This is a genomic window from Paractinoplanes deccanensis (assembly GCF_016862115.1).
GTDB classification, from domain to species: Bacteria; Actinomycetota; Actinomycetes; order Mycobacteriales; family Micromonosporaceae; genus Actinoplanes; species Actinoplanes deccanensis.
In genome coordinates this window covers 30,116-54,724 of record NZ_BOMI01000053.1, presented here as the reverse complement: position 1 = coordinate 54,724, position 24,609 = coordinate 30,116, and the positions used below count along the sequence as shown (strand labels likewise).

At 73.8% G+C, this 24,609-nt stretch carries 17 protein-coding genes; 8 read left to right on the top strand and 9 right to left on the bottom strand.

Features of this window, described 5'->3' with window-relative positions:
• Positions 1–2 precede the first annotated feature (2 nt).
• Positions 3–962 (top strand): zinc-dependent alcohol dehydrogenase family protein, encoded by a 960-nt coding sequence (locus tag Ade02nite_RS14570; RefSeq protein ID WP_203762303.1) that lies wholly within the window; start codon positions 3–5, stop codon positions 960–962.
• A complete protein-coding gene (locus Ade02nite_RS14565) occupies positions 959–1,735 on the top strand; it encodes a GNAT family N-acetyltransferase (protein WP_203762301.1) in 777 nt (258 codons plus the stop codon). Before Ade02nite_RS14570 ends, Ade02nite_RS14565 begins: the two co-directional genes overlap by 4 nt.
• Here the strand turns inward: Ade02nite_RS14565 and Ade02nite_RS14560 are convergent.
• Positions 1,680–4,430, bottom strand: coding sequence for an AAA family ATPase (locus tag Ade02nite_RS14560; protein WP_203762299.1), 2,751 nt, complete (start codon positions 4,428–4,430; stop codon positions 1,680–1,682). The two genes, Ade02nite_RS14565 and Ade02nite_RS14560, sit on opposite strands and share 56 nt — an antisense overlap.
• A 102-nt stretch (positions 4,431–4,532) precedes the next feature.
• On the opposite strand from Ade02nite_RS14560, the gene Ade02nite_RS14555 reads away from it, so the two are divergent.
• Both Ade02nite_RS14555 and Ade02nite_RS14550 read left to right on the top strand, forming a co-directional pair.
• Positions 4,533–6,104 (top strand): FAD-dependent oxidoreductase, encoded by a 1,572-nt coding sequence (locus tag Ade02nite_RS14555; protein WP_203762297.1) that lies wholly within the window; start codon positions 4,533–4,535, stop codon positions 6,102–6,104.
• A gap of 67 nt (positions 6,105–6,171) precedes the next feature.
• The gene (locus tag Ade02nite_RS14550; RefSeq protein ID WP_203762295.1) at positions 6,172–6,807 is read left to right on the top strand and encodes a helix-turn-helix transcriptional regulator; all 636 of its coding nucleotides are present in this window, start codon (positions 6,172–6,174) and stop codon (positions 6,805–6,807) included.
• On the opposite strand, the gene Ade02nite_RS14545 is transcribed toward Ade02nite_RS14550, so the two are convergent.
• Positions 6,800–9,466, bottom strand: coding sequence for an ATP-binding protein (locus Ade02nite_RS14545; RefSeq protein WP_203762293.1), 2,667 nt, complete (start codon positions 9,464–9,466; stop codon positions 6,800–6,802). The genes Ade02nite_RS14550 and Ade02nite_RS14545 overlap by 8 nt on opposite strands.
• 85 nt (positions 9,467–9,551) lie before the next feature.
• Between Ade02nite_RS14545 and Ade02nite_RS14540 the strand changes: the two genes are divergently transcribed.
• Positions 9,552–12,233 (top strand): helix-turn-helix transcriptional regulator, encoded by a 2,682-nt coding sequence (locus Ade02nite_RS14540; protein ID WP_203762291.1) that lies wholly within the window; start codon positions 9,552–9,554, stop codon positions 12,231–12,233.
• A gap of 19 nt (positions 12,234–12,252) precedes the next feature.
• Here Ade02nite_RS14540 and Ade02nite_RS14535 read toward each other — a convergent pair whose 3' ends face one another.
• From Ade02nite_RS14535 to Ade02nite_RS14525, 3 genes are all read right to left on the bottom strand, one after another.
• Positions 12,253–12,972 (bottom strand): hypothetical protein, encoded by a 720-nt coding sequence (locus Ade02nite_RS14535; protein ID WP_203762289.1) that lies wholly within the window; start codon positions 12,970–12,972, stop codon positions 12,253–12,255.
• Positions 12,969–13,826, bottom strand: coding sequence for an alpha/beta fold hydrolase (locus Ade02nite_RS14530; protein ID WP_203762287.1), 858 nt, complete (start codon positions 13,824–13,826; stop codon positions 12,969–12,971). The genes Ade02nite_RS14535 and Ade02nite_RS14530 overlap by 4 nt, the downstream gene beginning before the upstream one ends.
• A 64-nt stretch (positions 13,827–13,890) precedes the next feature.
• Positions 13,891–14,526 (bottom strand): TetR/AcrR family transcriptional regulator, encoded by a 636-nt coding sequence (locus Ade02nite_RS14525; protein WP_203762285.1) that lies wholly within the window; start codon positions 14,524–14,526, stop codon positions 13,891–13,893.
• 92 nt (positions 14,527–14,618) lie between these two features.
• Here Ade02nite_RS14525 and Ade02nite_RS14520 point away from each other — a divergent pair, with 92 nt between their 5' ends.
• Both Ade02nite_RS14520 and Ade02nite_RS14515 read left to right on the top strand, forming a co-directional pair.
• A complete protein-coding gene (locus Ade02nite_RS14520) occupies positions 14,619–15,071 on the top strand; it encodes a hypothetical protein (protein WP_203762283.1) in 453 nt (150 codons plus the stop codon).
• Positions 15,068–16,054, top strand: a complete 987-nt coding sequence (locus Ade02nite_RS14515; RefSeq protein ID WP_203762281.1) for an LLM class flavin-dependent oxidoreductase — start codon at positions 15,068–15,070, stop codon at positions 16,052–16,054. Before Ade02nite_RS14520 ends, Ade02nite_RS14515 begins: the two co-directional genes overlap by 4 nt.
• Here Ade02nite_RS14515 and Ade02nite_RS14510 read toward each other — a convergent pair.
• From Ade02nite_RS14510 to Ade02nite_RS14500, 3 genes are all read right to left on the bottom strand, one after another.
• Positions 16,034–16,828, bottom strand: coding sequence for an enoyl-CoA hydratase/isomerase family protein (locus Ade02nite_RS14510; protein WP_203762279.1), 795 nt, complete (start codon positions 16,826–16,828; stop codon positions 16,034–16,036). The two genes, Ade02nite_RS14515 and Ade02nite_RS14510, sit on opposite strands and share 21 nt — an antisense overlap.
• A gap of 79 nt (positions 16,829–16,907) precedes the next feature.
• Positions 16,908–17,231, bottom strand: a complete 324-nt coding sequence (locus tag Ade02nite_RS14505; protein WP_203762277.1) for an STAS domain-containing protein — start codon at positions 17,229–17,231, stop codon at positions 16,908–16,910.
• A 75-nt stretch (positions 17,232–17,306) separates the two neighbouring features.
• A complete protein-coding gene (locus Ade02nite_RS14500) occupies positions 17,307–19,439 on the bottom strand; it encodes a transglycosylase domain-containing protein (protein ID WP_203762275.1) in 2,133 nt (710 codons plus the stop codon).
• Between the two features lie 207 nt (positions 19,440–19,646).
• Here Ade02nite_RS14500 and Ade02nite_RS14495 point away from each other — a divergent pair, with 207 nt between their 5' ends.
• Positions 19,647–20,597 (top strand): helix-turn-helix domain-containing protein, encoded by a 951-nt coding sequence (locus tag Ade02nite_RS14495; RefSeq protein WP_203762273.1) that lies wholly within the window; start codon positions 19,647–19,649, stop codon positions 20,595–20,597.
• Between the two features lie 12 nt (positions 20,598–20,609).
• Here the strand turns inward: Ade02nite_RS14495 and Ade02nite_RS14490 are convergent, their stop codons facing one another.
• Complete coding sequence (locus tag Ade02nite_RS14490; RefSeq protein ID WP_203762271.1) at positions 20,610–24,338, bottom strand: S8 family serine peptidase; 3,729 nt, start codon at positions 24,336–24,338, stop codon at positions 20,610–20,612.
• Positions 24,339–24,609 lie beyond the last annotated feature (271 nt).

The window sequence follows — 24,609 nt, the reverse complement described above, 5'->3', positions numbered from 1 at the left end:
GCATGAAATCCGTTCAACTGCACGAGTACGGCAAGCCCGTCACCCTCGTCGAGGCCGAGCCGGCGCCGCTCGGCGACACGGACGTGCGCGTCGCCATCGAGGCCGCGCCGCTCAACCCGTCGGACTTCCTCACGCTGAGCGGCCGCTACGCCGTCCGGCCGCCGCTGCCCTCCCCGGTGGGCGGCGAGGGCGTCGGCGTGGTGACCGAGACCGGCGCGGGCGTCACGGCCGTGCGGACCGGCGACCTCGTGCTGGTGCTGCCGAACCCGCGGCCGGGCACGTGGCAGGAGGAGATCGTCGTCCCCGAGCGCTTCGTGGTGCGCGCCGACCCGAGGGCCGAGGTCACCCAGCTCGCCACCGCGGGCATCAACGCGGCGACCGCCTACCTGCTGCTCTCGTACGGCGAGCTCCGGGAGGGCGACTGGGTCGTCCAGACCGCGGCGAACTCCGGCCTGGGCACCTTCGTCAACGCCCTCGCGAAGCTCCGCGGCGTGCGCACGCTCAACGTGGTGCGGCGGGCGGACGCGGTCGTGCGGGGCGGCGACGCCGTGGTGGTCAGCGACGGCACGCTCACGGAGCAGATCGCCGCGGCGCTGGCCGGCGATCGCCCGAGGCTGCTGCTCGACGGCGTCAGCGGCCCGGTCGTCACCGAGCTCGCCGCCGTCCTCGCGCCGGGCGCCCACATCGTCAGCTTCGGGGCGCTCAGCCAGCAGCCGTTCACGCTCAGCACGCCGCATCTGCTCTTCAAGAACCTCACCGTGCACGGCTTCTGGCTCAACAACTGGATCGCGGCCGCGCCCCGGGAGGAGATCGAGCGGGTGTACGCCGACGTGACCGCCCTGATCGCCGAGGGCGTCCTGCGCACCGAGATCGCCGCCGAGTACGCCCTCGCCGACTACGCTCGCGCCATCGAGCACGCGAGCGCTCCCGGGCGCACCGGAAAGGTGGTCTTCACCAGATGATCGAGCTGACCGAGGCCGAGTTCATGTACGCCTACGAGACCGGCACGCCGGAGCCCGCGCGGTCTCGTCTCGGCGTGGCGGCCGCGCGGATCGGCGGCGGTGTGGCGCTGGCCATGCCGAACGACCCGTCGGGCTACTGGAGCAAGGCGCTCGGCTTCGGCGTGACCGAGCCGTTTACGCTCGCCGTGCTCGACGAGGTGCTCGACTTCTACCGCGCGCACGGGGTGCGGCAGGCGGTCCTCCAGCTGATCCCCTCGGTGCTGCCGGACGGCTTCGCCTCGCGCGGCCTCGAGAAGACCGGCACGTGGGTCAAACTGGGCGGCGATCCCGCGGCGGTCGCCGAGGCCGCCGCGCCCACCGGGCTGCGCATCGCGCCGGTGACGCCGGACCACGCCGAGCGGTGGGCCGACACGGTGCTGGAGACCTTCGGCATGCCCACCGGCGATCTCACGGCCATGCTCGCCGCGACGGCCGGCCGCGACCATTGGCGTCCCTTCGCGGCCTGGGACGGCGACGAGATCGTGGCGGGGGCAAACCTTTATCTGCACGGAGAGAGCGCCGCCCTGAACGCCGCCGCCACGAAACCGGGCCACCGCGGCCGGGGCGCCCAGTCGGCCCTCATCGCCGCCCGCGCGCGGGCCGCCGCCGAGGCCGGATGCCGGCATCTCTACGCCGAGACGTGGCGGGGCGACGGCAACCAGTCACTGTCCAACATGGTCAGAGCCGGCCTGAAGCCGTTGTACGAGCGCGAGAACTGGACAGCACGTTTCTGAGCTGGGCGCGGTTGCTGACGCCCAGCTTCGGGAACACCTTGTACAGGTGCGTGCCGATCGTGCGGTGCGACAGGTAGAGCTGGTCGGCGATCTCCTTGTTGGTCAGCCCCTCGGCGGCCAGCTCGACGATGCGCAGCTCTTGCGCGGTCAGCTGATCGAGCACGTCCCGGCCCGGCCGCGCCGAGACGGGCGCGACCCCGGCGGCCCGCAGCTCGGTCGAGGCGCGTTCGATCCACGGGTGGGCGCCAGCGGTCTCGAAGGCCCGCAGGGCCGCGCTCAGCTGCTCGCGGGCGTCGACGATGCGCCGGCGCCGGCGCAGCCACTCGCCGTACGCGAGCCGGGTGCGGGCCAGTTCGAGCGCGCCCGCCTCGCGGCCGGCCGTGGCCAGCGCCGCCTCGTAGTGCTCCTCGGCCCCGCCCTCCGGCGCGACCTGCGCGAGCCCACGGTGCACCACATTGGTGAGGTACGGGCTGGCGAACAACTCGGCCTGCCGCGCCGCCCGCCGCAGCAGCGGCTCCACCTCGGCGCCGCGGTTCGTGCGCACCGCCGCCTCGGTCAGGTCGCCCAGCGACCACAGCCCGGTGGTGGCGATGGCCTGCGCGGCCGACAGCGCGGTCCACGCGTCCTCGTAGCGGTGCTGGTTGAGCGCGATCAGCCCGGCCGACCAGCTGGCGCGGGCCTTGATGAAGGTGAGGTCGACGCCGGCGCCCCGTTCGACCGCCGCCAGCGCGCGGGCGTTGTCGCCCTTCCACGCGTACGCGCGGGCGGCGGCGAGCGCCGAGTCGGCCGCGGTGACGCGCAGCCCGAGGTCAACGCTGAGCCGCAAGGCCATCTCGGCGTCGGCCAGGCCCTCGTCGAGCTGCCCGAGCCCGATGCGGATCAGGGCCCGCTCGCGCATGGTCCACGCCTCGTCGCCGGTCGCGCCCGCGCGGTGGAAGTGGTCGACGCCGAGGTTCCACCATTGCAGCGCGGCCGGCAGGTCGTGCACCGCCTGGGCCGCGAGGCCGATCCCGATGATGATCTGTGAGCGGCTCGGCGGGCCGCCGGCGAGGTAGTCGCGGACCGTCCGGTGCAGGCCCGGCAGCAGCTCGCGCGCCTCGGCGGCATGCTCGGCGGGGTGCAGCAGCACCCGGCCGACCAGCACGTGCGGCCCGCGCTCGCCGCCGGCAGCCGCGTCGATGGCCGCCGCGAGCCGGTCACGCAGCTCGCCGGGGAGGCCCTGGATGGCGTGCGCGGTCGCCGCCGTGGCGAGCACGCGCAGCCGCTGCGTCCGGTGGTCGCCGCCGTCCGGCCCGGCCAGGCGGTCGACGAGGGCGAGCAGCTCGTCGGTGCTGTGCCCGGGCACCGCGGCGCTGGCGCCCAGCGCGACCTCGGTGAGCGCCAGGTGGGCGAGCACGTCGGCGTCGGTCGCCAGCGGCCATGCCTCGCCGACCAGCTGGGCGCTGTCGGCGACCTCGCCGGCCTGCCGGGCTATCTCCGCGGCGGCCGCGAGCCGGCGGGCACGATCGGCCGTCGACGACGAGAGGGCCGCGGCCCGGCGCAGCGCCGCGACCGCCTCCGTCTGCGCGCTGCGGTCGCGGGCGCGGTCGGCCGTCCCCTCCAGCGCGGCGGCCACCTCGTCGTCGTAGTCGGGGGTCGCCGCGGCGGCGTGCCAGGCGGCCCGGTCGGGGTCGGTGGCGGCGGCGGCCAGCAGCCGGTGGGCGGCGGTCCGCTCGGCGAACGACGCCGCGTTGTAGACGGCCGAGCGCACCAGCGGGTGGCGCAGCACCACCCGGTCGCCGGAGACGCAGGCCAGCCGGGCCCGCTCGATCGGGGCGAAGTCGTCGAGGGTCAGGCCGGCGCCGGCCGCCGCGGCCATCAGCTGGCGCAGCGACGACTCGGGCGCCGCGGCGACCAGCAGCAGCATCTGCCGGGAGCGCTCGGGCAGGCCGGCGGCGCCGTCGAGGAAGGCCTGCTCGAGCCGGCGGGTCATCGGCAGCCACGCGGCGGCCGCGCCGGGCGCGTGGGCCACCGCCTGCGGCAGCTCGGTCAGCGCCAGCGGGTTGCCGACGGCCTCGGCGAGGATCCGCTTGCGGGCCGGGCCGGGCAGCTCCGGCTGGCGGGCGGCGAGGAGCCGCTCGGACTCCTCGCCGGAGAGCGGGCCGAGCGGCATCTGCGGCAGCGAGGCGAACAGCTCCGAGGCGGCCCGCACGGTCACGACCATCAGCACCGGGGCCTGGGACAGCCGGCGCGCCACGAAGGCGAGGGTCTGCGCCGTCGACGCGTCGAGCCACTGCGCGTCCTCCACGACGACGAGAGTGCGCCGCTCGGACGCGTATTCCTCCAGCAGGCCGAGCACCGCGAGGCCGGTCATCAGCCGGCTCGGCGCCGGACCGTCGGCCCGGCCGAGCGCCACCTCGAGCGCCTGGCGCTGCCGCTCGGGCAGGGTCGCCAGGCGGTCCAGGACGGGGTGGAGCAGCTCGTGCAGGCCCGCGAAGCCGGACGTCGTCTCGCTCGCCACGCCCGTGCAGCGCAGCTCGCGGAACCCCTGCTCGGCGGCGAGCCCGGACACCGCGTCGACGAGGGTGCTCTTGCCGATGCCGGCCTCGCCCTCGACCAGCACGGCGCGGCCGCCGGCGCCCACCTCGGCGAGAAGCTCCCGGAAGTGGGACAGCTCACGCTCCCGACCGACGAAGAAGGCGCTCTGAGCTGGCACGCGATCGAGCTTAGCGGCGCGGCGGGCAACCACCGTTGCCCCTGTGACGCCGCGAACGCTCAGCGGGTGACGGACGCCACCGGCGCCTGCCACCGTTGCCGGGTGAACAGGACGTCTTTTCCCGAGATCGAGGACCTGCCCGCCGCCGCGACCGCCCGGCTCACCGCCGAGCAGCTCGGGCGCGCGGCCGCGTACGGCGAAGAGCTGACCGTGACCGCCGGGACCCGGCTGTACGAGGTGGGCGAGGCGAACTGCGACCTCATCCTCTGCCGGACCGCCACGCTGTGGGACGGCTCGTTCACCTACGGGCCGGGCGGTTTCGCCGGGGAGCTGAGCCTGCTCACCGGCCAGACGCGCAACCAGGCGGTGACCGTTGTCGAGTCCGGCACGGTGCTGGTGATCGGCCAGGGCGAGTTCCGGCGGCTGATGGCCCAGCAGACCGACCTCGGCGACCTCTTCCTGCGCGCGTTCCTCGCCCGGCGGCGGCTGCTGCGGCTCGGCGCCGAGCAGACGACGACGATCGTCGGTGACCCGCGCTCGGCCGGCGGGCTCGCCCTGCGCGTCTTCCTGAGCCGGCAAGGGCTGCCGCACCTCTGGCTCGACGCCACCTCCGGCGAGGGCCGCCGCGTCCTCGCCGAGGCAGCGCTGACGGACCGGGACCTGCCCGTGGCGATCACCCCGGAGACCGTGATGCGCGCCGTCACGCCGGGCGTGCTGAGCGAGCACCTGGGGCTGACCTACCGCAGCATCGGACGGGGAACCGTGGACCTCGCCATCGTGGGCGCGGGCCCGGCGGGGCTGGCGGCGGCCGTCTACGGCGCCTCGGAAGGGCTGAGCACGCTGCTGCTCGACGGTGTCGCGACCGGCGGCCAGGCGGCCACCAGCGCCCGCATCGAGAACTACCTCGGCTTCCCGTTCGGGCTCAGCGGCCTCGACCTGACCACGCGGGCGGCGGTGCAGGCGCTCAAGTTCGGCGCCGAGATCGCCACCCCGTGCGGGGTGGCGGCGCTGCGCCAGGGCGACAAGGAGCACGTGCTGCTGCTGGAGGACGGCACCGAGATCCCGGCGCGGGCCGTGATCGTCGCGACCGGAGCCGCGTACCGCTCGCTGCCGATCGACCGGTGGGACCACTTCGTCGGCAACGGCATCTATCACGCGGCGACCGACCTGGAGGCCCAGGGCATCGCCGGTGAGCCGGTCGCGGTGGTCGGCGGGGCGAACTCGGCCGGGCAGGCGTCGCTGCACCTGGCCCGCTACGCCAGTCACGTCACGCTGATCGTCCGGGGGCCCGACCTGTACGCGAAGATGTCCTCCTACCTGGTGGAACGCATCCTCGCCGACTCGCGCATCACGGTCCTGACCGGCACCGAGATCCGCGGCATCGGCGGCGGCGACCACGTCGAGAGCCTGACCCTCACCGGCCGCGACGAGCCCCTGGCGTGCCGCGGGCTGTTCAGCTTCATCGGCGCCGTCGCCGCGACCGGCTGGCTCGAGGGCGTACGGCTCGACAGGTCCGGCTTCGTCGAGACCGACGCGCTGTTCCGGACGAACGTCCCGCGGGTCTTCGCGGTCGGCGACGTCCGGCAGGGCTCGCTCAAGCGGGTGGCGGCGGCGGTCGGCGAGGGATCGGCCGCGGTGCGCTCCGTCCACCAGGCGCTCGCCGAGGTTCAGTGATCTGACTTATGCCTCCTCGCGGCGCGCGCGGCACTGTTGCCGAAGCAAGCCGCGAAGGAGGACTCCCATGACCCAGGCCCTGGTCAAGACGCTCGACGTGTCGGTGCAGGCGACCGACCCGCTCACCCTCGCCGGGCTGACCGTGCTGCTGGCGGACCGGCCCGAGCTGCGGGTCCTTCCTCAGGACGAGGCCGGCGGCGACGTGCTGGTCTTCGCCGCCGACCGCCTGGACGCCCGGGTCGTGGCGGCGCTGCGCCGTTCGGCCGCCGCCACCCGGCGTCCCGTGGTGCTCGTCCTCGACAAGATCAACGACTCGGAGCTGCTGCTCGCGGTCGAGTGCCGGGTGCACTCGGTGCTCCCGCGCGCCGCGGTGACCGCCGAACGGCTGAGCCGGGCGGTGACCGCCGTCGCCGCCGGCGACGGGATGCTGCCGCCGCCGCTCGTCGGCGACCTGCTGGAGCACCTGCGCTCCCTGCAGCAGCGGGTGCTCGACGAGGCTGGCCTCAACGCCGCCGGGCTGACCCCGCGCGAGATCGACGTGATCCGGCTGATGGCCGAGGGCCTGGAGACCACCGAGATAGCCGCGAAGCTCTGCTACTCGGAGCGCACGGTCAAGGGGATCATCCACACGATCACCCGGCGCCTGGGGCTGCGCAACCGGTCGCACATCATCGCGCACGCCATGCGCTACGGAGTCATCTGAAAGACCGCGCCAGCTGGGCGCGTGTGGTCACGCCCAGCTTCGGGAACGCCTTGTAGAGATGGGTCGCCACGGTCCGCGGCGACAGGTGGAGCTGGTCGGCGATCTCCTTGTTGGTGAGCCCGCCGGCGGCCAGCTCGGCGATGCGCAGCTCCTGCGGGGTGAGCTGCAAGCGGTCGGCGTCGCGGGCGCCGGCGGGCGCCGTGCCGGTGGCGAGCAGTTCGCGGGCCGCCCGCTCCGCCAGGTGCGCCGCCCCGGCCCGGCGGAACTCGGCGAGCGCGGCCTGCAGCGGCTCGCGGGCCCGCACGATGTGGCGGCCGCGGCGCAGCCATTCCGCGTACGCCAGGCGGGTCCGGGCCAGTTCGAGGGGGTTGCCCGCCTCCTCGGCGCTCGCCATCGAGCGCAGGTACGAGCCCTCGTCCGGGCTGACGATCGCCCGGGCGCGATGGACGATCGCCCACAGATGCGCCGAGCCGAACGCGGCGGCCTGCTTCTCGGCCGCGGCGACCGCCTCCTCGGCCTCCTCGGTGTGGCCGCTGCGGGTTCCCGCCTCCGCCAGGTCGGCCAGCGCCCACAGTCCCGTCGCCGGGTGGGCCGCCACCTCGGCGAGCTCCCGCCAGGCCTGCGCGTGCCGCCCGTCGGCCGCGGCCAGCAGCCCGGCCGCCCAATGTGCCCGGGCGGTCGTCAGGGCGTACGGCTGGCTCTCGTTGAGCTCGGCGCTGTCGGCGATGCGCTTCTCCGCCTCGGCGGTCTCGCCACGCAGCGCGTGCCCGAGCGCGGCAATGGCCGCGGCCTGCCCCGCGATGCGGACGAGGCCGTTGCCGTGGGCCAGGTCGAGGGCCTGCTCGGCGTCGGCCACGCCGCCGCTCAGGTCGCCGCGGAGCAGCCGGTTGAGCCCACGCCCCTGCAACCCGAACGACTCGTCCGCCAGGGTGCCGGAACAGTGGTGGAAGCGCCAGAAGAGCTCCCAGCACTCGCCGGCCGTGTCGAGGTCCTGCTGGGCCTCGGCGGCGCAGACGAAGATGGACAGGCTGCGGCTGCTGCCCATCACGCTCTCGCGGCCGTTCACGAACGCGTAGGCGAGCGCCTCGGCCAGCAGCTCGGGCAGCCGCGGCCGCACCCGGGGCGCCTGGCCGGCCGGGTCGGTGATGGCCAGCCCGATGTCGCGCTGCCAGACTCCCTCGTCGACGAGGTCGAGCACGGCCTGGTGCAGCCGGCTCATGGTCTCCGGATCGTGGGCGAAGCCCCAGGCCCGCCCGATGGCCGTGTTGAGCGCCCGCATCCGCTGGAGGTTGTCGCCGGGTATCCGGGCGGCCAGCCCGATCACCTGCTCGGCGCCGCGCACCGGCGTGCCGTACTCGATGCCGAGCAGCAGCTCGGTGGCGGCGAGGTTGACCGCGTCGGCCGACGCGTCGGCCAGCGGCATGGCCTGCAGCAGCAGGCTCTGGCAGAGCACCGAGAGCCCGGCCTGGCGCGCCAGCTCGGCGGCGAGGGCGAGCCGGTGGGCGCGACCGGGCACGGCCGGCGAGAGGGCGGCCGCCCGGCGCAGGGCCTCGACGGCCTCGCGCAGCGCGCCGCGGCTCCGGGCCACCTCGGCCGCCTCGGTGAGCTCCCGGGCGACCTCCTCGTCGAGCCCCGGCGTGGCGGAGGCCCGGTGCCACGCGGCCCGGACCGGGTCGGTGACGACCTCGGCCAGCCAGCGGTGCGCCGACGCCCGTTGCGAGAGCGACGCGGCGCCGTAGACGGCCGAGCGGACCAGCGGGTGGGTGAACTCGAGCCGTCCCGGCTCCACCACGATGAGCCGGTTGTGCTCCAGCGGCTCGAGGTCGGCCGGCCCGGCGCCGGCCAGGGCCCCGGCCGCGAGGACCTCCGCGAGCGAACCGCCGGCGGCCGCGACGAGCAACAGCCGCCGGCTCGGCTCGGGCAGCGACGACAGGTCGCCCAGGAAGGCCCGCTCGATGCGGCGGGTGATGGGCAGGCTGCCCCCGGCGTCCAGATGCCGGGCCTCGCCGCCCAGCTCGCGCAGCGCGAGCGGGTTGCCGGCGGCCTCGGCCAGGATGCGCTCGCGCAGGTCGCCGGGGAGGCCGGGCGCCGCGGCCGACAGCAGCTCGGCCGATTCGCCGGCGCTCAGCGCGCCGAGCCGCAGGCGGCGGACCCCGGCCCCGGCCAGGACGGGGTTGCCGGTGCGCACGGCGGCCAGCAGCGTGACCGGCGCGTCCCGCAGCCGGGTGGCGATGAACTCGAGGGCGGCGAGACTGGACGGGTCGAGCCACTGCGCGTCGTCGGCCACGACGACCACCGGTGTCTCGGCGGCCGCCTCCTCGAGCAGGCCGAGCAGGGCGAGGTTGACCAGCAGCGGGTCGGGGGCGGAGCCGTCGGCCAGGCCGAGGGCGACCAGCAAGGCCTCCCGTTGCCGGCCGGGCAGGGCGTCCGCCAGCGGCATCAGCGGCGGCAGGAGCTCCTGCAGGCCCGAGTAGCCGAAGACGGCGAAGCTCTCGAAGCCGGTGCACCGCAGCACGCGCAGGCCGCGCGCCTGCGCCGCGTCGGCCACGGCGGCGACGAGCGTGGTCTTGCCGATGCCGGCGCCACCCTCGACGACGATGCCCTCGGTGAACCCGAGCGCGGCCGTCAGGGCGCTCATTTCGGCCTTGCGTCCGATCATGACGGGAGCCTAAGCACGCCACCCGCCGGCCCCTTCAGTCACGTGACTTATACACGCTCGCGACCTCCGTCACCAGGCTTGCCTCATGGAGATCGGCGCATGGGTGGAGGCGACCGCCGGAGCGGTGGTGATCGGCGGCGACGCCGGCTCGGGCAAGACGACCGTCCTCGACCGGGTGGCTCGTGGCGCGCGGGAGCGCGGAAGTCTCGTGCTGCGCTGCTCGGGACTGCGCTGCGAGACGGCCGAGCCGGGCGCCGGCCTGCACGAGCTGCTGCACGAGGTCCTCGACCGCGCGGACGGCCTGCCGGCCTTTCTCCGCACGGCGCTGCGCGCGCAGTTCGGCCTGGACCCCGCCGGGGCGAGCCGGGCCCACCTGGGCCTGGCCACTCTGCGGCTGCTGGAGAGCCTCGCCGCCGACCGGCCGGTGACCGTCGTGGTCGACGACGCGCAGTGGCTCGACGAGCTGACCGCGGGCGTCCTGGAGTTCGTCGCCCATCGCCTGCGCACCACGCCGGTCCTGCTGGTCGCCGCTTCGCGGCTTCCCCTGCGGTGGCCGGGCGAGGCGATCCGCTTGCGCCCCCTTGCGGTGCGCGCGGCCGAGGACTTCCTGACGTCCCACGCGTCCACCTTGTCCGCTCCCGCGCGCCGCCGTGTCATCGAGATGGCTCAGGGCAACCCGCTCGCGCTGCGCGAGTTCGCCACCGTCCTGTCGGAGCGGGGCGACGACGGCGGCCCGCTGCCCGTCACCCGGAGGCTGCGGGCCAGCCTCCTCGCCGAGGCGGCGACCCTGCCCCCGGCGACGTGGCGGTTCCTCGTCCTGCTCGCCTGCGCGGAGGAGCAGCCGCTGCGCGAGCTCATGTCGGCCGCGGCCCGCGCCGGGCTGCGGCCCGAGGACCTCGACCCGGCGGAGCGCGCCGGTCTGGTCGTGATCACCGGCGACCGGGTGCGGTTCCGGCAACCCCTGGTGCGCGCGGCGGTGCAGGGGGCGGCCACCTGGTCGGAGCGCAGTGTCGCGCACGGCGCCGTGGCCACCGGCGCGCTCGACCCGGGCTGGGCCGCGTGGCACCGCTCGGCGCTGACGGTGGGCGCCGACGAGGCCGCCGCGGCCGAGCTGGAGGCCGCCGCCACCCGCACGTCCGGCGACGGCGCCGAGCGGCGCGCGATCCGGTTCCTGCGCCGGGCCGCGGCGCTCTCCGCGGCCCCCGAGGAGCGGGCCCGCCGGCTCGCGGGCACGGCGGAGCTGGCCCGGCAGGCGGGGCGCAACGCCGAGGCGTGGCGGCTGATCGGCGAGGTGACGTCGCTGTCGCCGCCGCGCGCGGTGCTGGCACAGGCCGAGCTCACCCGCTCGATCCTGGTGCTGACCGACGGGCTCGCCGGCCGGTCGGCGGCCGAGACGATCGGGGCGACGCTGCGCGCGGCCACCGATCCGTCGTCCCCGTACGAGCGGGAGGCCGCGGCCCGCATGCTGATCGCCGCCGGGTCGATGGCGTGGACGCACGAGGTGTCCCCGGACGTCCGGGCGGAGCTGCTGCGCAGCGTGGACGCGGCGCTGGCGGCGATGGACGCGACGCTGGTGAGCGACGTGCTGGCGCTGAGCCGCAGCTGGACCGACCCGCTCGGCGGCGCGGCCGGCGCCCGGGAACGGCTGCCCCGGGTCCTCACGGCGCTGCGCGAGCGGGTGCTCGCCGACGTGCCGGAGCTGCGCCGGCCCACCCGCCATTTCTTGATCGCGGCCGCTCGTACCGCCGAGACCCTGCACGACCCGGTGACCGCCGCGAAGGCGTGGGACCTGCTCGACGACGCCATGTCGACCACCGCGACGGCCACCACCGACGAGGTGCGACGGCTCGCCGAGCGGTCGCTGAGCCTCGTCCTCGGCGGCCGGCTGGAGGACGCCGCGGCGCACACGGACCGGGCGCGCGAGCACGCCGAGTGCCTGGGCCTGCCGGTGCTCGGCGCCCTGGCCACCACCACCCACGCGCTGGCGCGGGCCTGGACGTCCGCCCCGGCGCAGGCCCCGAGCGTGTGCGCCGGCGGCCATTCGGCGCTGGTGCTGGCCGTCGGCTCGTGGGCGACGGGCCTGCTGGCACTCCGCGAGCGGCAGTACGCGAACGCGTGGTCCGCGCTGCGCGGGGCGCGGGCCCATCGGGTCGTCGCCTGGAACGCCGTCGGCGATCTGGTCGAGGCGGCGGCCGGCACCGGCGACGGGGAGCTGATCGCGGCCGCGCGGGCGACGCTGGCGGAGGCCGAGACCGGCGCCGGCCTGCTCGACTCCGACCATCTGCGCGCGCTGACCGCCCGCGGCCGCGCGCTGCTCGACGAGGAGGGCGCGGAGCCGCACTTCCAGCGGTCGGCCGCGGCGGCACGGCGGGCGGGCATTCCACTCGAGCTGGCCCGCACGCTTCTGGCGTACGGGGCGTGGCTGCGCCGCCGGGGGCTGGTGCTCAAGGCGCGCGAGCAGCTGGGTGAGGCGCTGTTCGTCTTCGAGCGTGCCGGTGCGCGGCCGTGGGCGGAGCTGGCGGCGGTGGAGCTGCGGGCGGCCGGCGTGGCGGCCGGCGGCCGGGGCGTCGACGCGGCCGAGGTCCTCACCCCGCAGGAGCTGCGGATCGCGCGGATGGCGGCGCGGGGCATGACGAACAAGGAGATCGCGGTGGTGATGCAGCGGTCGAGCCGGACGATCGGCTCGTACCTCTATCAGATCTATCCCAAGCTGGCGATCAGCAGCCGGGCGCAGCTGCGCTCGGTGGTGGGGGACCCCGAGCCGTAGCCCGGGGCCCCGCCGGTCCTCATCGGACCGTGACGTCCTTCAGGTCGATCGAGACGATCAGCGGATCCGGGATCCGGTGGTTGTTCTCGTCGGTGCTGTAGATCTTGCGGCTGGTCGCGACGACGAGCCCGTCGACCGTGGCGAAGTCGAGGGCGTACTGCGCGCTCGGCGCCCGGCCGGCGATGTCGACGGTGTAGTCGCGGCGGCGGATCAGCCCGTCGCTGTCGACGTAGAGCACCTGGCGCGGCGTGTGCGTGGCGATGCCGGCCGGATAGGTGACGGCGAGGCGGCGGAACTTCTTGCCGTCCTCGGTCCAGCCGCCGATCTCCTCGGTCTCGACGCCGGGCAGCAGCAGCGAGGCCGGCTCGGTGGTGTACGTCCACATCGCGTACCCGGAGAAGTAGGCCAGCTGGAGCCGGGTCCAGGGCGTGGTGAGCTCGTGCCCCGCGAAAGAGGCCCGCGGGTCCAGCAGCTCCTCGACCACGTCGCCGCCGTCGGTCTCGACGGCGACCCGCTGCGGGGTGAAGTCGGTGTGGTGGCCGTCGGCGAAGAACGGCTCCTGGCGGGTGTGCTCACGGTGCAGGTCGACGGTGACCTGGACGTCGTTCAGCGCGCCGGGCCAGCCCTTCATCGCCCACAGCACGCCGCCGAAGAACTGGCGTGCGCTGATCTGCCGGGCGTCCGCCCAGGCCGTGCGGCCGCCGTAGGTCTCCAGGATCTCGTCGAGCAGCTCGGTCATCGGTCTTCCTCTCCGGCCAGGAACTCGTTGATGTCCGCGGCCGCCCGGGTCGCGTACTGGAAAAGGGACGCGTGCGCCGCGTCGGGGTAGATGCGCAGGCGGGCGCCGGGGATCAGCCCGGCCATGGTGTGGCTGCCCTTGGTGGGGATCATGAGGTCGTCGTCGCCCTGGAGGATCAGCGTGGGCGCGGTGATGCCGGTCAGCCGCTCCAGCGCGGACAGGTCCGGGATGCCCCACTCGATGATGGCGTCGAACTGGGCGTCGCGGACGGCGATCGTGGTCGGCGCGTCACGGTCCTCGGTGCGCGCGAAGATGCGCCCGAGGAACTCCTTGCCGAGCTGCTGGCTGGTCTCGGTGTGCGCGAAGAAGATGTAGAGCAGGTCCTCGGCGTCGTTGACCTGCGCCCGCGCGTGCGACTCGATGTCGGGCCGCCACGCGTGCATGCCCGGCGCGCCCTTGGGCCCGGTGCCGGCGAGCACGAGCTTGCGGATCAGGCGGGGTCGCACGAGGGCGATCTCCTGCGCCACGAAGCCGCCGAGCGAGAAGCCGAGCAGGTCGATCCGCTCGAGCCCGAGCGCCTCGGTGAAGGCGATGATGTGGCGGGCGCTCTGTGCCACCGAGGTGGCCGGCTCGCCCGTCGACGATCCCACGCCGGCGTAGTCGACGAGGATCACCTCGCGCGACGCGGCGAGCCCGTCGGTCAGCGCCGGGTCCCAGTTGTCGAGGTTGCCGCGGTAGTGCTGGAGCAGCACCAGCGGCACCTGGCCGCCCGACCCGAAGCGCCGGTAGGCGTACGAGATGCCGCCCGCCTCGGCGAACCGGGTCGGCGCGGTCTGATGAGTGATGTCTGGCATGAGTCGAGTACAACCACGCCACCGGTCCCCCGCCCGCCCGCGGCGACGACCATGGCCTAACGGGTCACGCCGGTCGCCCCCGCGAACTGTTTTCGAGCGCGCGGTAGAGCTCGCGCGCGCCCGGCGCGGGTGGCAGCGGCTCGGTGTCGCCGGCCTCGCAGGCGCGCAGCAGGTAGGCGACGAGCCGCCGCCCGGCCACGGCGAGGGCCTCGCTGCCGGGCCGCACGACGCCGGAGGTGGCCAGCAGGAACAGCGGCAGGTCGTGCGGCGAGAAGTCGGCGCGCAGCTTGCCGGCGGCCTTGGCCCGCCCGACCAGGCGGATGAAGTCGCGCAGCGCCGCCTGCCGCTCGGCCTCGAGCCGCTCGGCCCCGGGGAACATGGTGGTCAGCACCTGGTTGAAGCCGCGGTTGCCGCCCTGCACCCGCACGAGGTAGCCGAGGAAGCCGCGAAAGCCCTGCCACGGGTCGGGGTCGGCGGCCGCGGCGGCGGCCGCCGTGGCGTAGTCCCTCATCGCGGCGAGGAACGTCTCCTCGATCAGCTCCTCGCGGGCGGGGAAGTTGCGCATCACCGTGGCGATGCCGACCCCCGCCCGCCGTGCCACCTCGCTCATCGGCACGTCGATCCCGGCCTCGCCGAAGACCTCCTCCGCCGCCCGGACGACCAGCGCCCGGTTGCGCTCCGCGTCGGCCCGTCGTGCCATCGATCACACTCCCGAATATTTGGAAGACCTCTTCCGTTTAGGCTAGCGTACGGAAACGGAATACCCCTTCCACTTCACTGAGGAGCACTGACATGAGCATGGACGAGCTCGACTTCTTCGTCGGCACCTGGAAGGCCGAGGGCCGGTTCCACGACACCCCGTTCGGGGCCGGCAAGCCGATCGAGATGGTCATCACCGGCAGCCGCGAGGACCGGGGGCACTGGACGATCGTGCGCACCGAGGAGGTCGCCACCGACCAGAACCCCGACCCGCTGACGGCCCGCTACATCTGGGGCTACGACGAGCAGGCCGGCGAGTTCGTCGCCGAGTGGTTCGACGCCAACGGCGGCCGCGCCACCCAGCGCTCGACGGGCTGGCAGGGCGACACCCTCGTCTTCGAGGGCACCATCACCATGGGCGGGCACCGCCTGCCGCTGCGCGACTCGTTCACCCGCCTGGGCGACGACCGCTACTACCACATCGGCGAGACCGACCTGGGCAACGGCTGGATCACCGTCGACGACGAGACCGCGACCCGGTCATGACGATCGAGATCGGCGTCTCGACCCTGACCGACCTGCACGGCGACCCGGCGCGGCGCATGGCCCGGATCGTCGAGCTCGGCGTGCAGGCCGACGAGGTGGGACTGGACGTCTTCGGCGTGGGCGAGCACCACAGCCCCGACTTCCTGGTCTCCTCGCCCGTGCCGGTGCTGTCGGCCGTGGCGGCACGCACCGGCCGGATCCGGCTGACGAGTGCGGTGACCGTGCTCAGCGTGCACGACCCGGTGCGGGTCTACCAGGATTTCGCGACGCTCGATCTGATCAGCGGCGGCCGCGCCGAGATCACGACGGGCCGCAGCGCCTACCCCGACCCGTTCCCGCTCTTCGGCGTCGACATCAACCGGTACGACGAGGCCTTCGCCGAACGGCTCGACCTGCTGCTGCGGCTGCGGGACGGCGACACGGCGCCCTGGTCGGGCCGGCACCGGGCACCGTTGGTGCCGGCCGCCGTGGTGCCCCGCGCGGTGCAGCAGCCGCTGCCCGTGTGGATCGGGGCGGGCGGCAGCCCCGGCAGCGTGCTGCGCGCCGGGGCCGCGGGCCTCCCGCTGATCCTCGGCTACATCGGCGGCACGCCGGACGACCTGCGGCGGCTCGTCGACCTCTACCGGGCCGCCGGCGGCACCCGGGTGGGGCTGGCGGTCCACTTCCTCGCCACGGCGACGGAGGAGGAGGCCCGCGCGGCCTACCCCCACTACCGCGAGTTCCTGCGGCCCAAGCGCCCCGAGAGCCCCGGCATCACGGTCTCACCCGCCGCCTGGGCCGACGGGCTGCGACCGGACCGTCACCTCATGGTGGGCACCAGCGAGCAGATCGCCGAGAAGCTGCGGCTGCTGCACAAGGCGGTGCCGTTCGACCGGGTCCAGGCCCTGGTCGACTGGGGCGATCTCCCGGCCGAGGCGGTGCGCGCGTCCGTGCACCGCCTCGGCACCGAGGTGGCCCCGGCGCTACGCGATGTCGCCGAGTAGCGGGCCGAGGTCCACCTCGAGCCGGGGGCCGTGCTGGGCGAAGAGCTCGCGCAGGCCGCCGAGCCGCCGCGGGTAGCCCGGGAAGCTCAGCGAGGCCAGGAACTCCTGGTACGCGGCGTGCAGGTCGGCCTCCGGCGGCAGGGTGGCCCGGTTGACCTGCCGCTTGGCGGCGGCCAGGGCCTGCTTGTCGAAGCCGGCGAGCCGGGTGGCCAGCGCGTCGACCACGCCGTCCAGGTCGGCGTCGGGCACCGCGCGGGTCACCCAGCCGTACCGCTCGGCCAGCTCGGCCGGGTAGTCGTCGGCCGACAGGATCGCCTCGAGGGCCCGGTCGCGGCCGATCAGCCGGGGCAGCCGCTCGGTCGCCCCGCCGCCGGGCAGGATGCCGGTGCCGACCTCGATCTGGCCCACGACGGCACGCTCCCGGCTGGCATACCGGATGTCGCAGGCGAGCAGCAGCTCGTCACCGCCGCCGCGCGCCCGCCCCCGGACCTTCGCGATCGACACGACCGGCGCGGTGCTCAGCTTGATCACCGCGTCGGTCCAGAGCGGCGGAAAGTCCTTGATCCGCGCCAGGTCGAAGTGGTTGACCCAGAAGAGCTCGTTCGCGCTCTCGAAGACCACCACCTTGAGCTCCGGCTCGGCGACGATCCGCTCCACTGTCGCGTGCAGATCCCGGACGAGCTCGGGGGTGACGAGGTTGGTCGGCCCGTTGTCGACGACAACCCGCCACCGGTGCTCATCCACAACGTCAACGGTCAGTGTCTCGGTAGTCATGGCCTACCGTCCCCCGCCCACGGCCGCCATGGGGACATGACGGCGCGCCTTCGCCCACAGGGGCAAAGGCGCGCGTCCGTCAGTCGTTGGCGGGGTCGCGGACCAGGATGCCGTCGAGGTTGGCGATCTCGAGGACCATGCGGACCATGGCCGTCGGCTCGCGCAGCATCAGGGTGGCGCCCCGGGACGCGGCCAGGCGCTGGGCCGCGACCAGGACGCCGATGCCGCTGGAGTCGAGGAAGGTGACGCCGCTCATGTCGACGTCGATGCGGTCGCTGTCGGTGGCCTCGACGGTGCCGCGCAGGACCTCCCTGAGCACATCGACCGTCTCGAGGCTGATGTCTCCCTCGGGCACCACCGTGATGGTGCCCGACTCGCGTTCGATCCGGTACTCCAACGACATGTCGACCTCTGGTTGATCTCGTGCTGCCGGGTGGTCGGTGCGCGATACCCGGGCAGGCCGCCGTCAAACGTCCCGTTATTCTCCCGGCTTCTTGAACTCGACGCTCGGCTGGCCCTCCATGTAGTCGGCGAGCGTGCGGTAGACCACCGGGTTGACGATGCTGTGCGGCATGCGGTCGGTGTGGTTGGCCCAGTCCGGGTTGACCATGTAGCCGGCCACGACCAGGTTGCGCGAGCCCACCACCAGCGACGCCGTCTTGTCGTTGTCGGTGGTGCCGGTCTTGCCGAAGATCGGGTGCTTGATCGTGCGGTACGCGTTCGGCTCGGTGGCGCCGGCGCAGTTGCCGAGCTGGGCGCGGTCGCCGACCGGGCAGCGGGCCGCGTCGAGGGCCTTGCGGGCCACGTCGGCGGTGGTGGCCCGCTTGCACGACGGCTGGCCGGCCTTCACCTTCGAGCCGTTCGACGCGTAGATCTGCGTGATCGGCGTCGGCGCGCAGTACATGCCGTCGCCGGCGAGGGTGGCGTACGCGTTCGCGATCTCCAGCGGCGTCGACGCGGTCACGCCGAGGGTGAAGGCGCCGAACTGGTGCGCCGCCTCCGGGGTGGCGATGAGGTCACGGTCGGTGGAGCGGTACTGCATGCCGAACCGCTTCGAGACGTCGACCACCTTCTCCGCGCCGACCTGCTCCTGGAGCGGCACGAAATAGGTGTTCACCGACTTGCCGAAGCCGGTCCACATGTTGAACGTGCCCTTCTCGCTCTTCGACGCGTTCTCCGGGCAGTAGAACGACGTGCCGGGGCAGGCCGCCGGCGAGTTGAACGCAACCGGGTAGCGGGACTTGTAGAAGTAGTCCGAGGTGATCGAGTGGCTCAGCTCGAGCCCGTTCTCCAGCGCCGCCACCATGGTGAACATCTTGAACACCGAGCCGGCCTGGTAGCCGTTGATGTCGCCACCGCCCGTGATGATCGGGTTGGTGGTGTTCGGGTAGGTGGCCTTCGCGCCGTACTTGCGGGTCTGCGGGTTCGAGCTCAGCGGGTTGCTGCCGTTGTCGAGCTTGAAGGTGCGGTTGGCGGCGAGCGCCTTGACCTCACCCGAGCCGGGCTCCACCGCGGCGATCAGGACGGCGTTCTTGTTCCTGTCCTTGATCTTCTTGCTGATCTCGGTGCGGGCGGCCGTCTGCGCCTTGATGTCCAGCGAGGTGACGATGCGGTAACCGCCGGTCTTCAGCTGGCGCTCCCGCTCGTACGCGTTGCTGCCGAACGCCTTCTGCTCCATCCACCAGCGGTAGAAGTAGTCGCAGAAGAAGCCCCAGTTGTTCTTGGCGACGTTGGTGCAGCCGTTGCCCGGGCGGTTGGTCGTCCGCGCCAGCTTGGTCTTCTTGGCCGCGTCGCCCTGCTCCTTGGTGATCTGGCCCAGCTGCACCATGTTGTCGATGATGTAGTTGCGCCGGTCGAGCGCCTGCGGGTAGCCGGTGGCGGTGGTCGGGTCGAACGCGGTCGGCGCCTTGACCATGCCGGCGAGCAGCGCGGCCTCGGCGATCGTCAGGTTCTTCGGCGTCTTCTTGAAGTAGACCTGGCTGCCGGCGTAGATGCCGTACGCCCCGTTGCCGAACGGCGCGAGGTTGAGGTAGCGCTCGAGGATCTGCTTCTTGTCCAGGTCCTTCTCGACCTGGAGCGCGTACTTGATCTCGGTGACCTTGCGCTCCGGGCTGTCCTTCGTCGCGTCGATCGCCTCCTGCGGCGTCTTCGCGCCGTACGCCTGGGCCATGCGCACGTACTGCATGGTCAGGGTGGAGGCGCCCTGCTTGGACCCGCCGTTGTTGTTGTTGACGAACGCGCGGGCGATGCCCTTGAGGTCGACGCCGTTGTGCTCGTAGAACTTGTGGTCCTCGGCGGCGACGATGGCGTCCTGCATGTACTGCGAGATCTGGGTGATCGGCACGTCGCTGCGGAACTCGTCGTAGAGCACGGCGATCTGCGTCTTGCCGTCGTTGGCGAAGACCCGCGTCACCTGCGGGGCGGCCTGCTGCTCGATGGTGCTCGGCAGCGACGCGAACTCCTCGGCGCCGGCCTTGGCGACCAGGCCGCCGAGCGCGAACGCCGGGAACGACGCGGCCGAGACCACCACCCCGGTGAGGAGCCCGCAGAGGAGCAGCAGAACGGCCTTGCTGGGCCACTTACGGTCTTTCGTCCGGTTAGCGACAGACACGGAGCTCCAGACCACCTTTCTCGACGATTAACCCGCGAACACGCCGGCACAGGGAACCATCCCCGCGCAACAGGCCGGGCAAGCCTACGTGATCTTGTTTAACGCTGCCTGGGAGCGCCGTCGCCCCGGCCAGGCCACCACTTCCCCGGCCCGGGCGAGTGACAAACGTCTCGGTGGCGGCGCGCGGGCCCCTGCCAGAATTCACCCGTGCTTGCCTCGCTGGGATTGACCGAGCTCGAACAGAGGGTCTACGTGGAGCTGCTCACGGGGCGCGCGACCACGGTGGGTGAGCTCGCGGCCGCGCTGGGCGCCGATCCGGCGGAGGCGGTCGAGGGGCTGCGCCGTCATCGGCTGGTCGGCTGGGACGGCGAGCGGCTGCATCTCACGCCGCCCGACCTGGCGCTCGACTCGCTGCTGCTCGACCGGATGCGGCAGCTTCAGGAGGCCCGGCTCGGCGTGCGCGACTGGGTGCGCAGCCAGCAGGGTGGCGAGGGCAAGGACGGCGGGGTAGAGGTCGTCGCCGGCGCGGCGGCGGTCGGCCAGGTCTTCGAGCAGGTCCTGCGCGGCGCCCAGGAGGAGGTGCTGGGCTTCGACCGGCCGCCGTACCGGGGCGGCTACCACGACAACCCGACCGAGATGGAGCTGCTGGAGCGCGGGGTGCGGTTCCGCATCGTGTACGACCGGCGCACCCTGGAACGGCCGACGGCGGCGCAGCGGATCGGGGCGTGCGTGGCCGCCGGCGAGCAGGCGCGGGTGGCGGCCGACGTCCCGGCGAAGCTGGCGGTGGCCGACGGCCAAGTGGGCATGCTGTCGTTCCCGGGCCCGGGCGAGCTGCCCGCGGAGCCGTGGGCGTTCGTGATGCGGGGCCGCCCGTGGGTGGAGGTGCTCGCCGCGCTCTTCGGCGAGGTGTGGGACAGGGCGACCCCGCTGCGCCTGTCCCCCGCCGCCGACGAGATCGACCACCGGAGCACCCCCACCCCGGCCGACCGGCAGATCCTGTCGCTGGTCATGTCGGGTCTGCCGGACAAGGCCGTGGCGTCCCAGCTGGGCATGTCGCTGCGCACGATCCAGCGCAGGTTGCGGCACCTGATGGACGTCACCGGCTCCGCAACCCGCATGCAGCTGGGCTTCTTCGTGGCTCGCCACGACTGGCTGTGACGAGCCACCGCACTACTTCCGTACGGTCAGCGACACGGTCACCGGCACCGAGGCCGCCCGCGCCCCGTTGCTCACCAGCAACAGCGTCGCCTGGTACGTGCCCGGCGCGAGCGACGTGGCGTCCACGGTGACCCGCAGCGGCGCCTTCCCGCCGGCGGCGACGGTGCCCGCCGGGTTCTCCGCCGTCAGCCACGGGATGTCGCTGTACGCCGGCAGCTGCCCCGACAGGTGATAGACCGCCGCCTGCCCGGGAACCCGGGTCTGGCCGACCGTCCAGACGTCGCCGCGCGAGTCGAGCGTGAGGCCGGCGCCGCTGAGCGGATCCGCGTCGGGGTCCGGCATCCAGCTCAGCTCGGCGCACGTGTCCGGGTCGAGCGCCCGGATCGCCTCGCCGCTGCTGTCCTGGTTGATGCTCCACAGCACGCCGTGCTCCTGGTTGAGCTCGATGCCCGTGGTCCACGGCACCTTCGGCGTGCACTGGCCGAGCACCTCGCCCGGCCGCGCGTGGCCGAGTCCCGCGATGTGCCGGATCCCGCCGTCGCCGGCCAGGTAGAAGGTGTCGTCCGACTCGCGGTACGCAAGGCCGTAGTAGAGCGTGCCCGGCTTCGGCGTCGGGATCTCGGCGACGACCTTCAGCGACTCCCGGTCGAAGCAGACGATCGGCAGGTCGCCGACGATGGACATGCTCGGCCCGCAGGACAAGTGGCGCGACGGCACCGAGGTGAGGTCGGACGCCCATCCGTTCATCGGGATGACGCCCTTGCCGAGCAGCGTGCCCTGCTCGTCGAAGCGCTCGACCTGTCCCCAGAAGTACGTGTCGGTGACGAGCACCTTGCCGTCGTGCCAGTCCACGCCGTACGCGTTGTAGAGGTCGCCGATCCCGAAGGAGCCGAGCACCTTGCCGGGCTCGCCGTCCGGCGGCGCCGGCGAGTTGATCTCCCGGGCGTCCCAGGTCGCCGGCAGGCCGCCCCGGTTGCTCAGCGTGATCTCGGCGGTCGCCTTCGCGCCCGCGCGGACGGTCACGCTCTGCTTCCGCGGCGCGCTCAACAAGGGGGTACGCAGTTTCGCGTCGACCACCCGCACGGCGGCCGCGGCCACTCGCACCGGCACCGCCGCGTTCTCGTACGCCGGCTTGCTGATCGCCACCGTGGCCGCGCCGGCCGGCGCCTGCACCTGCCACACGCCGTCGGCATCGGTCTTGGTGGTGACCGGGGTGGCGCCGCCGGACACCTGCACCGCGGCCTCGGCGACCGGTTCGCGGTCGTTGGCATCGAGCACCCGGCCACGCACGAGGCCCGCGCCGGGCACCGCGAAGGTCACCGCGATGTCGTCGCTCACCGTGTCCGCCGGCGAGGCGTACGAGAGGAAGGCGTTGCCGCCGTCGGCGATGCCGACCGCCGCGGTGCGCCCGCCGACCGACCGGAACCGGATCGTGACACCGCCGTTCTCCAGCAGCAGGATCTGCACGTCGACCCGGTCCGCGGTGCCCTTGACCAGCGCGCCGGTCCAGGTGACCTCGAAGGCGGCCGAGGTGGTGCGGGTGTGCACCTGGGAGCGCTTGTCGAGCACCAGGTCGGTGCGGAAGCCGTCGATCGACGCGTCACCGAGCGTCAGGTAGCCGTCGGTGTGCACCTCCACGGAGCGGTAGGTCTTGCCGTAGAAGGTGACCGGGAACGGCAGCCTCGCCGTCGCCGACGCGTCGTCACCGGTGAGCCGCACCAGATTGCCGCCGGTCGTGAAGCGCGAGCGCGACTCGGTGACCGTGTAGCCGTACTCGTCGGTCTTGGCCTTCAGCGTCACGTCGAGTGACTCGTCGCCGTCGACGGTCACCGCCACGGTCGCGGGCGCGAGCCACCGTCCGTAGTCGACCACCACGTCGTACGACCCCTCGGGCAGTTGCCCCGCGAAGCGGCCGTCGCCGCCCGTCACGAAGCCCGGGAAGGTCTCGTCCGCGAGCCGCACGCGGGCGCCGGCCAGCCCGCGTCCCGCCGGGTCGCGCACCACGCCGGTGACGGCGTGCCACGGCGCCGCGGCGGTCAGGTCGACGTCGACGTGCGGGTCCGCGCCGGCCGCCAGGGTGAGCGTGCGCCGCTGGGTGAGCTGGGCGAAGCGGGACACGGTCAGCGTGTACGTGCCGGCCGGCACCCGGCCCAGCTCGACCGTGCCGTCCGCGCCGGTGCGCGCCGTGCGGGTGACCACGTCGGACGCGAGCGTCACCTTCGCCTCGGCCATCGGGCCGCCGCCGGCGGTCACGGTCACCGTCACGCCGCCGTGCTGGCCGCCGGTCGCGCTTTCCACCAGGGCGTACGCGTCGAGCCGGCCCTCGCCGTAGACGTTGTTGTCGGCCGCCGTGCCGCCGCAGGTCTCGTCGTCCACGTCGTGCGCCGTGCGGTCGAGCAGCTCGCGGGTGGCGGCCACGTCGCGCCGCAGGTTGGGCTGGGCCGACCAGAGCAGCGCGACCGCGCCGGCGACGTGCGGCGCGGCCATCGACGTGCCGCTGTTGAGCCCGTAGCCGCCGCCGGGGACGCTGGAGAGCACGTCGACGCCGGGCGCGGCGATGTCCGGCCGGGTGGAGCCGTCGGCCGCCGCTCCCCGGCTGGAGAAGTAGGCCGCGGTGCCGGCCCGGTCGACCGCGCCCACCGCGTACGCCTGCGCGTTGGCGGCCGGATAGCCGGCGGTGTCGCAGCCGTACTCGCCGTCGTTGCCGGTGGAGAAGACCGGGAAGATGCCGGCGGCCGTCCACGAGCCGATGATGTCGTCGTAGAAGCGGTTGCCGTCGTCCGGGCCGCCCCACGAGTTGTTCACGATGTCGGGCGACAGGTCCGGCCGCGGGTCCGAGCCGTCGGCCGCCGTCGGGGCGAGCATCCACTGCCCGGCCGCGAGCAGCGCCTCCTCGGTGCAGCCGTCCACCTGGCAGCCCTTGGCCGCGATCCACGTGGCGCCGGGCGCGACGCCCACCGCGTGCCCCGCACCGTCGTCGCCGACCATCGTGCCGGTGGTGTGCGTGCCGTGGCCGACGTCGTCGCAGGGCACGCCGGCCGTGGGGCAGGTGCCGGTGGCGTCGAACCAGTTGTGGTCGTGCGTGAACGTGCCGTCGCCGTCGTTGCCGCGGTACTGCCGCACCAGCGCCGGGTGGTCGAACTGCACGCCGGTGTCGAGGCTGCCCACGACGACGCCCTCGCCGCGCACGCCGTAGGAGTCCCAGACCTTGTCCGCGCCGATCTGGGTCAGCCCGTACGGCAGCTCGGCGCCGCTCGCGGCCGTGGCACCCAGCGGATCCACGGTCACCGCGACCGCCGGCAGCGCGATGCGGCTCACGTCGGCGCGGGCGGCCAGCTCGCGCACGAGGGCGGCGTCGCCGGTCACCTCGATCGTGTTCGAGATCCAGAACGGGGTGTACGCGACCCCGCGCGCGCTCAGCAGCTCCCGGAGCCCGCGCTGGGTCTCCGCGGCGTGGCCGACCTTGTCGCGGTAGACGCGCGCCGTGCGGGCGACCCGTCCTGCCCGGCCCGGCTGCGCCGCCTGCACCCGGTCGAGCTCGGCGCCGTCGAGCCGGCCGGCGTCGGCCAGGTCCACGAAGAACGTCTGCTGGTCACCCGAGCCGAACGCCCGCAGCAGCGCGGGGTCCACAAAGGCCCGCGGCGCCGCGAGCGCCATGCTCGTCCCCGGCGCGATCACGGCCGACGCCACGAGCACGGCCGCGACCGCCCCCGTGAGCCACCGAAGTCTCTGACTGGACAACTACTCCTCCTCGCGCGGTCACGCCGAAGTCAGGAAGGCGTGCCACGAGGCTGATTCTGGGCACCGGCGGCCGTTGCGGAACCGGCGCGAGCTGGCGAAGAACCGACATGGCGGAACTCCGCCACGTCATCGAGGCCCGTCGTTACGGCCGAGCAACACGCCGGAAGCGCCGGAAGCACTTTTCGACGAATGCCGTAAAAGTTAGGTCGGTCGATCCAAAAGTCTGGACAGGGCCGACGCGAACTTCATAACGTGGGCAGCACTACGGGAA

Coding starts and splice junctions, on each gene's coding strand:
- Ade02nite_RS14570 (WP_203762303.1), top strand. CDS start 3: ATGAAATCCGTTCAACTGCACGAGTACGGCAAGCCCGTCACCCTCGTC.
- Ade02nite_RS14565 (WP_203762301.1), top strand. CDS start 959: ATGATCGAGCTGACCGAGGCCGAGTTCATGTACGCCTACGAGACCGGC.
- Ade02nite_RS14550 (WP_203762295.1), top strand. CDS start 6,172: ATGACCCAGGCCCTGGTCAAGACGCTCGACGTGTCGGTGCAGGCGACC.
- Ade02nite_RS14545 (WP_203762293.1), bottom strand. CDS start 9,466: ATGATCGGACGCAAGGCCGAAATGAGCGCCCTGACGGCCGCGCTCGGG.
- Ade02nite_RS14540 (WP_203762291.1), top strand. CDS start 9,552: ATGGAGATCGGCGCATGGGTGGAGGCGACCGCCGGAGCGGTGGTGATC.
- Ade02nite_RS14535 (WP_203762289.1), bottom strand. CDS start 12,972: ATGACCGAGCTGCTCGACGAGATCCTGGAGACCTACGGCGGCCGCACG.
- Ade02nite_RS14530 (WP_203762287.1), bottom strand. CDS start 13,826: ATGCCAGACATCACTCATCAGACCGCGCCGACCCGGTTCGCCGAGGCG.
- Ade02nite_RS14525 (WP_203762285.1), bottom strand. CDS start 14,526: ATGGCACGACGGGCCGACGCGGAGCGCAACCGGGCGCTGGTCGTCCGG.
- Ade02nite_RS14520 (WP_203762283.1), top strand. CDS start 14,619: ATGAGCATGGACGAGCTCGACTTCTTCGTCGGCACCTGGAAGGCCGAG.
- Ade02nite_RS14515 (WP_203762281.1), top strand. CDS start 15,068: ATGACGATCGAGATCGGCGTCTCGACCCTGACCGACCTGCACGGCGAC.
- Ade02nite_RS14510 (WP_203762279.1), bottom strand. CDS start 16,828: ATGACTACCGAGACACTGACCGTTGACGTTGTGGATGAGCACCGGTGG.
- Ade02nite_RS14505 (WP_203762277.1), bottom strand. CDS start 17,231: ATGTCGTTGGAGTACCGGATCGAACGCGAGTCGGGCACCATCACGGTG.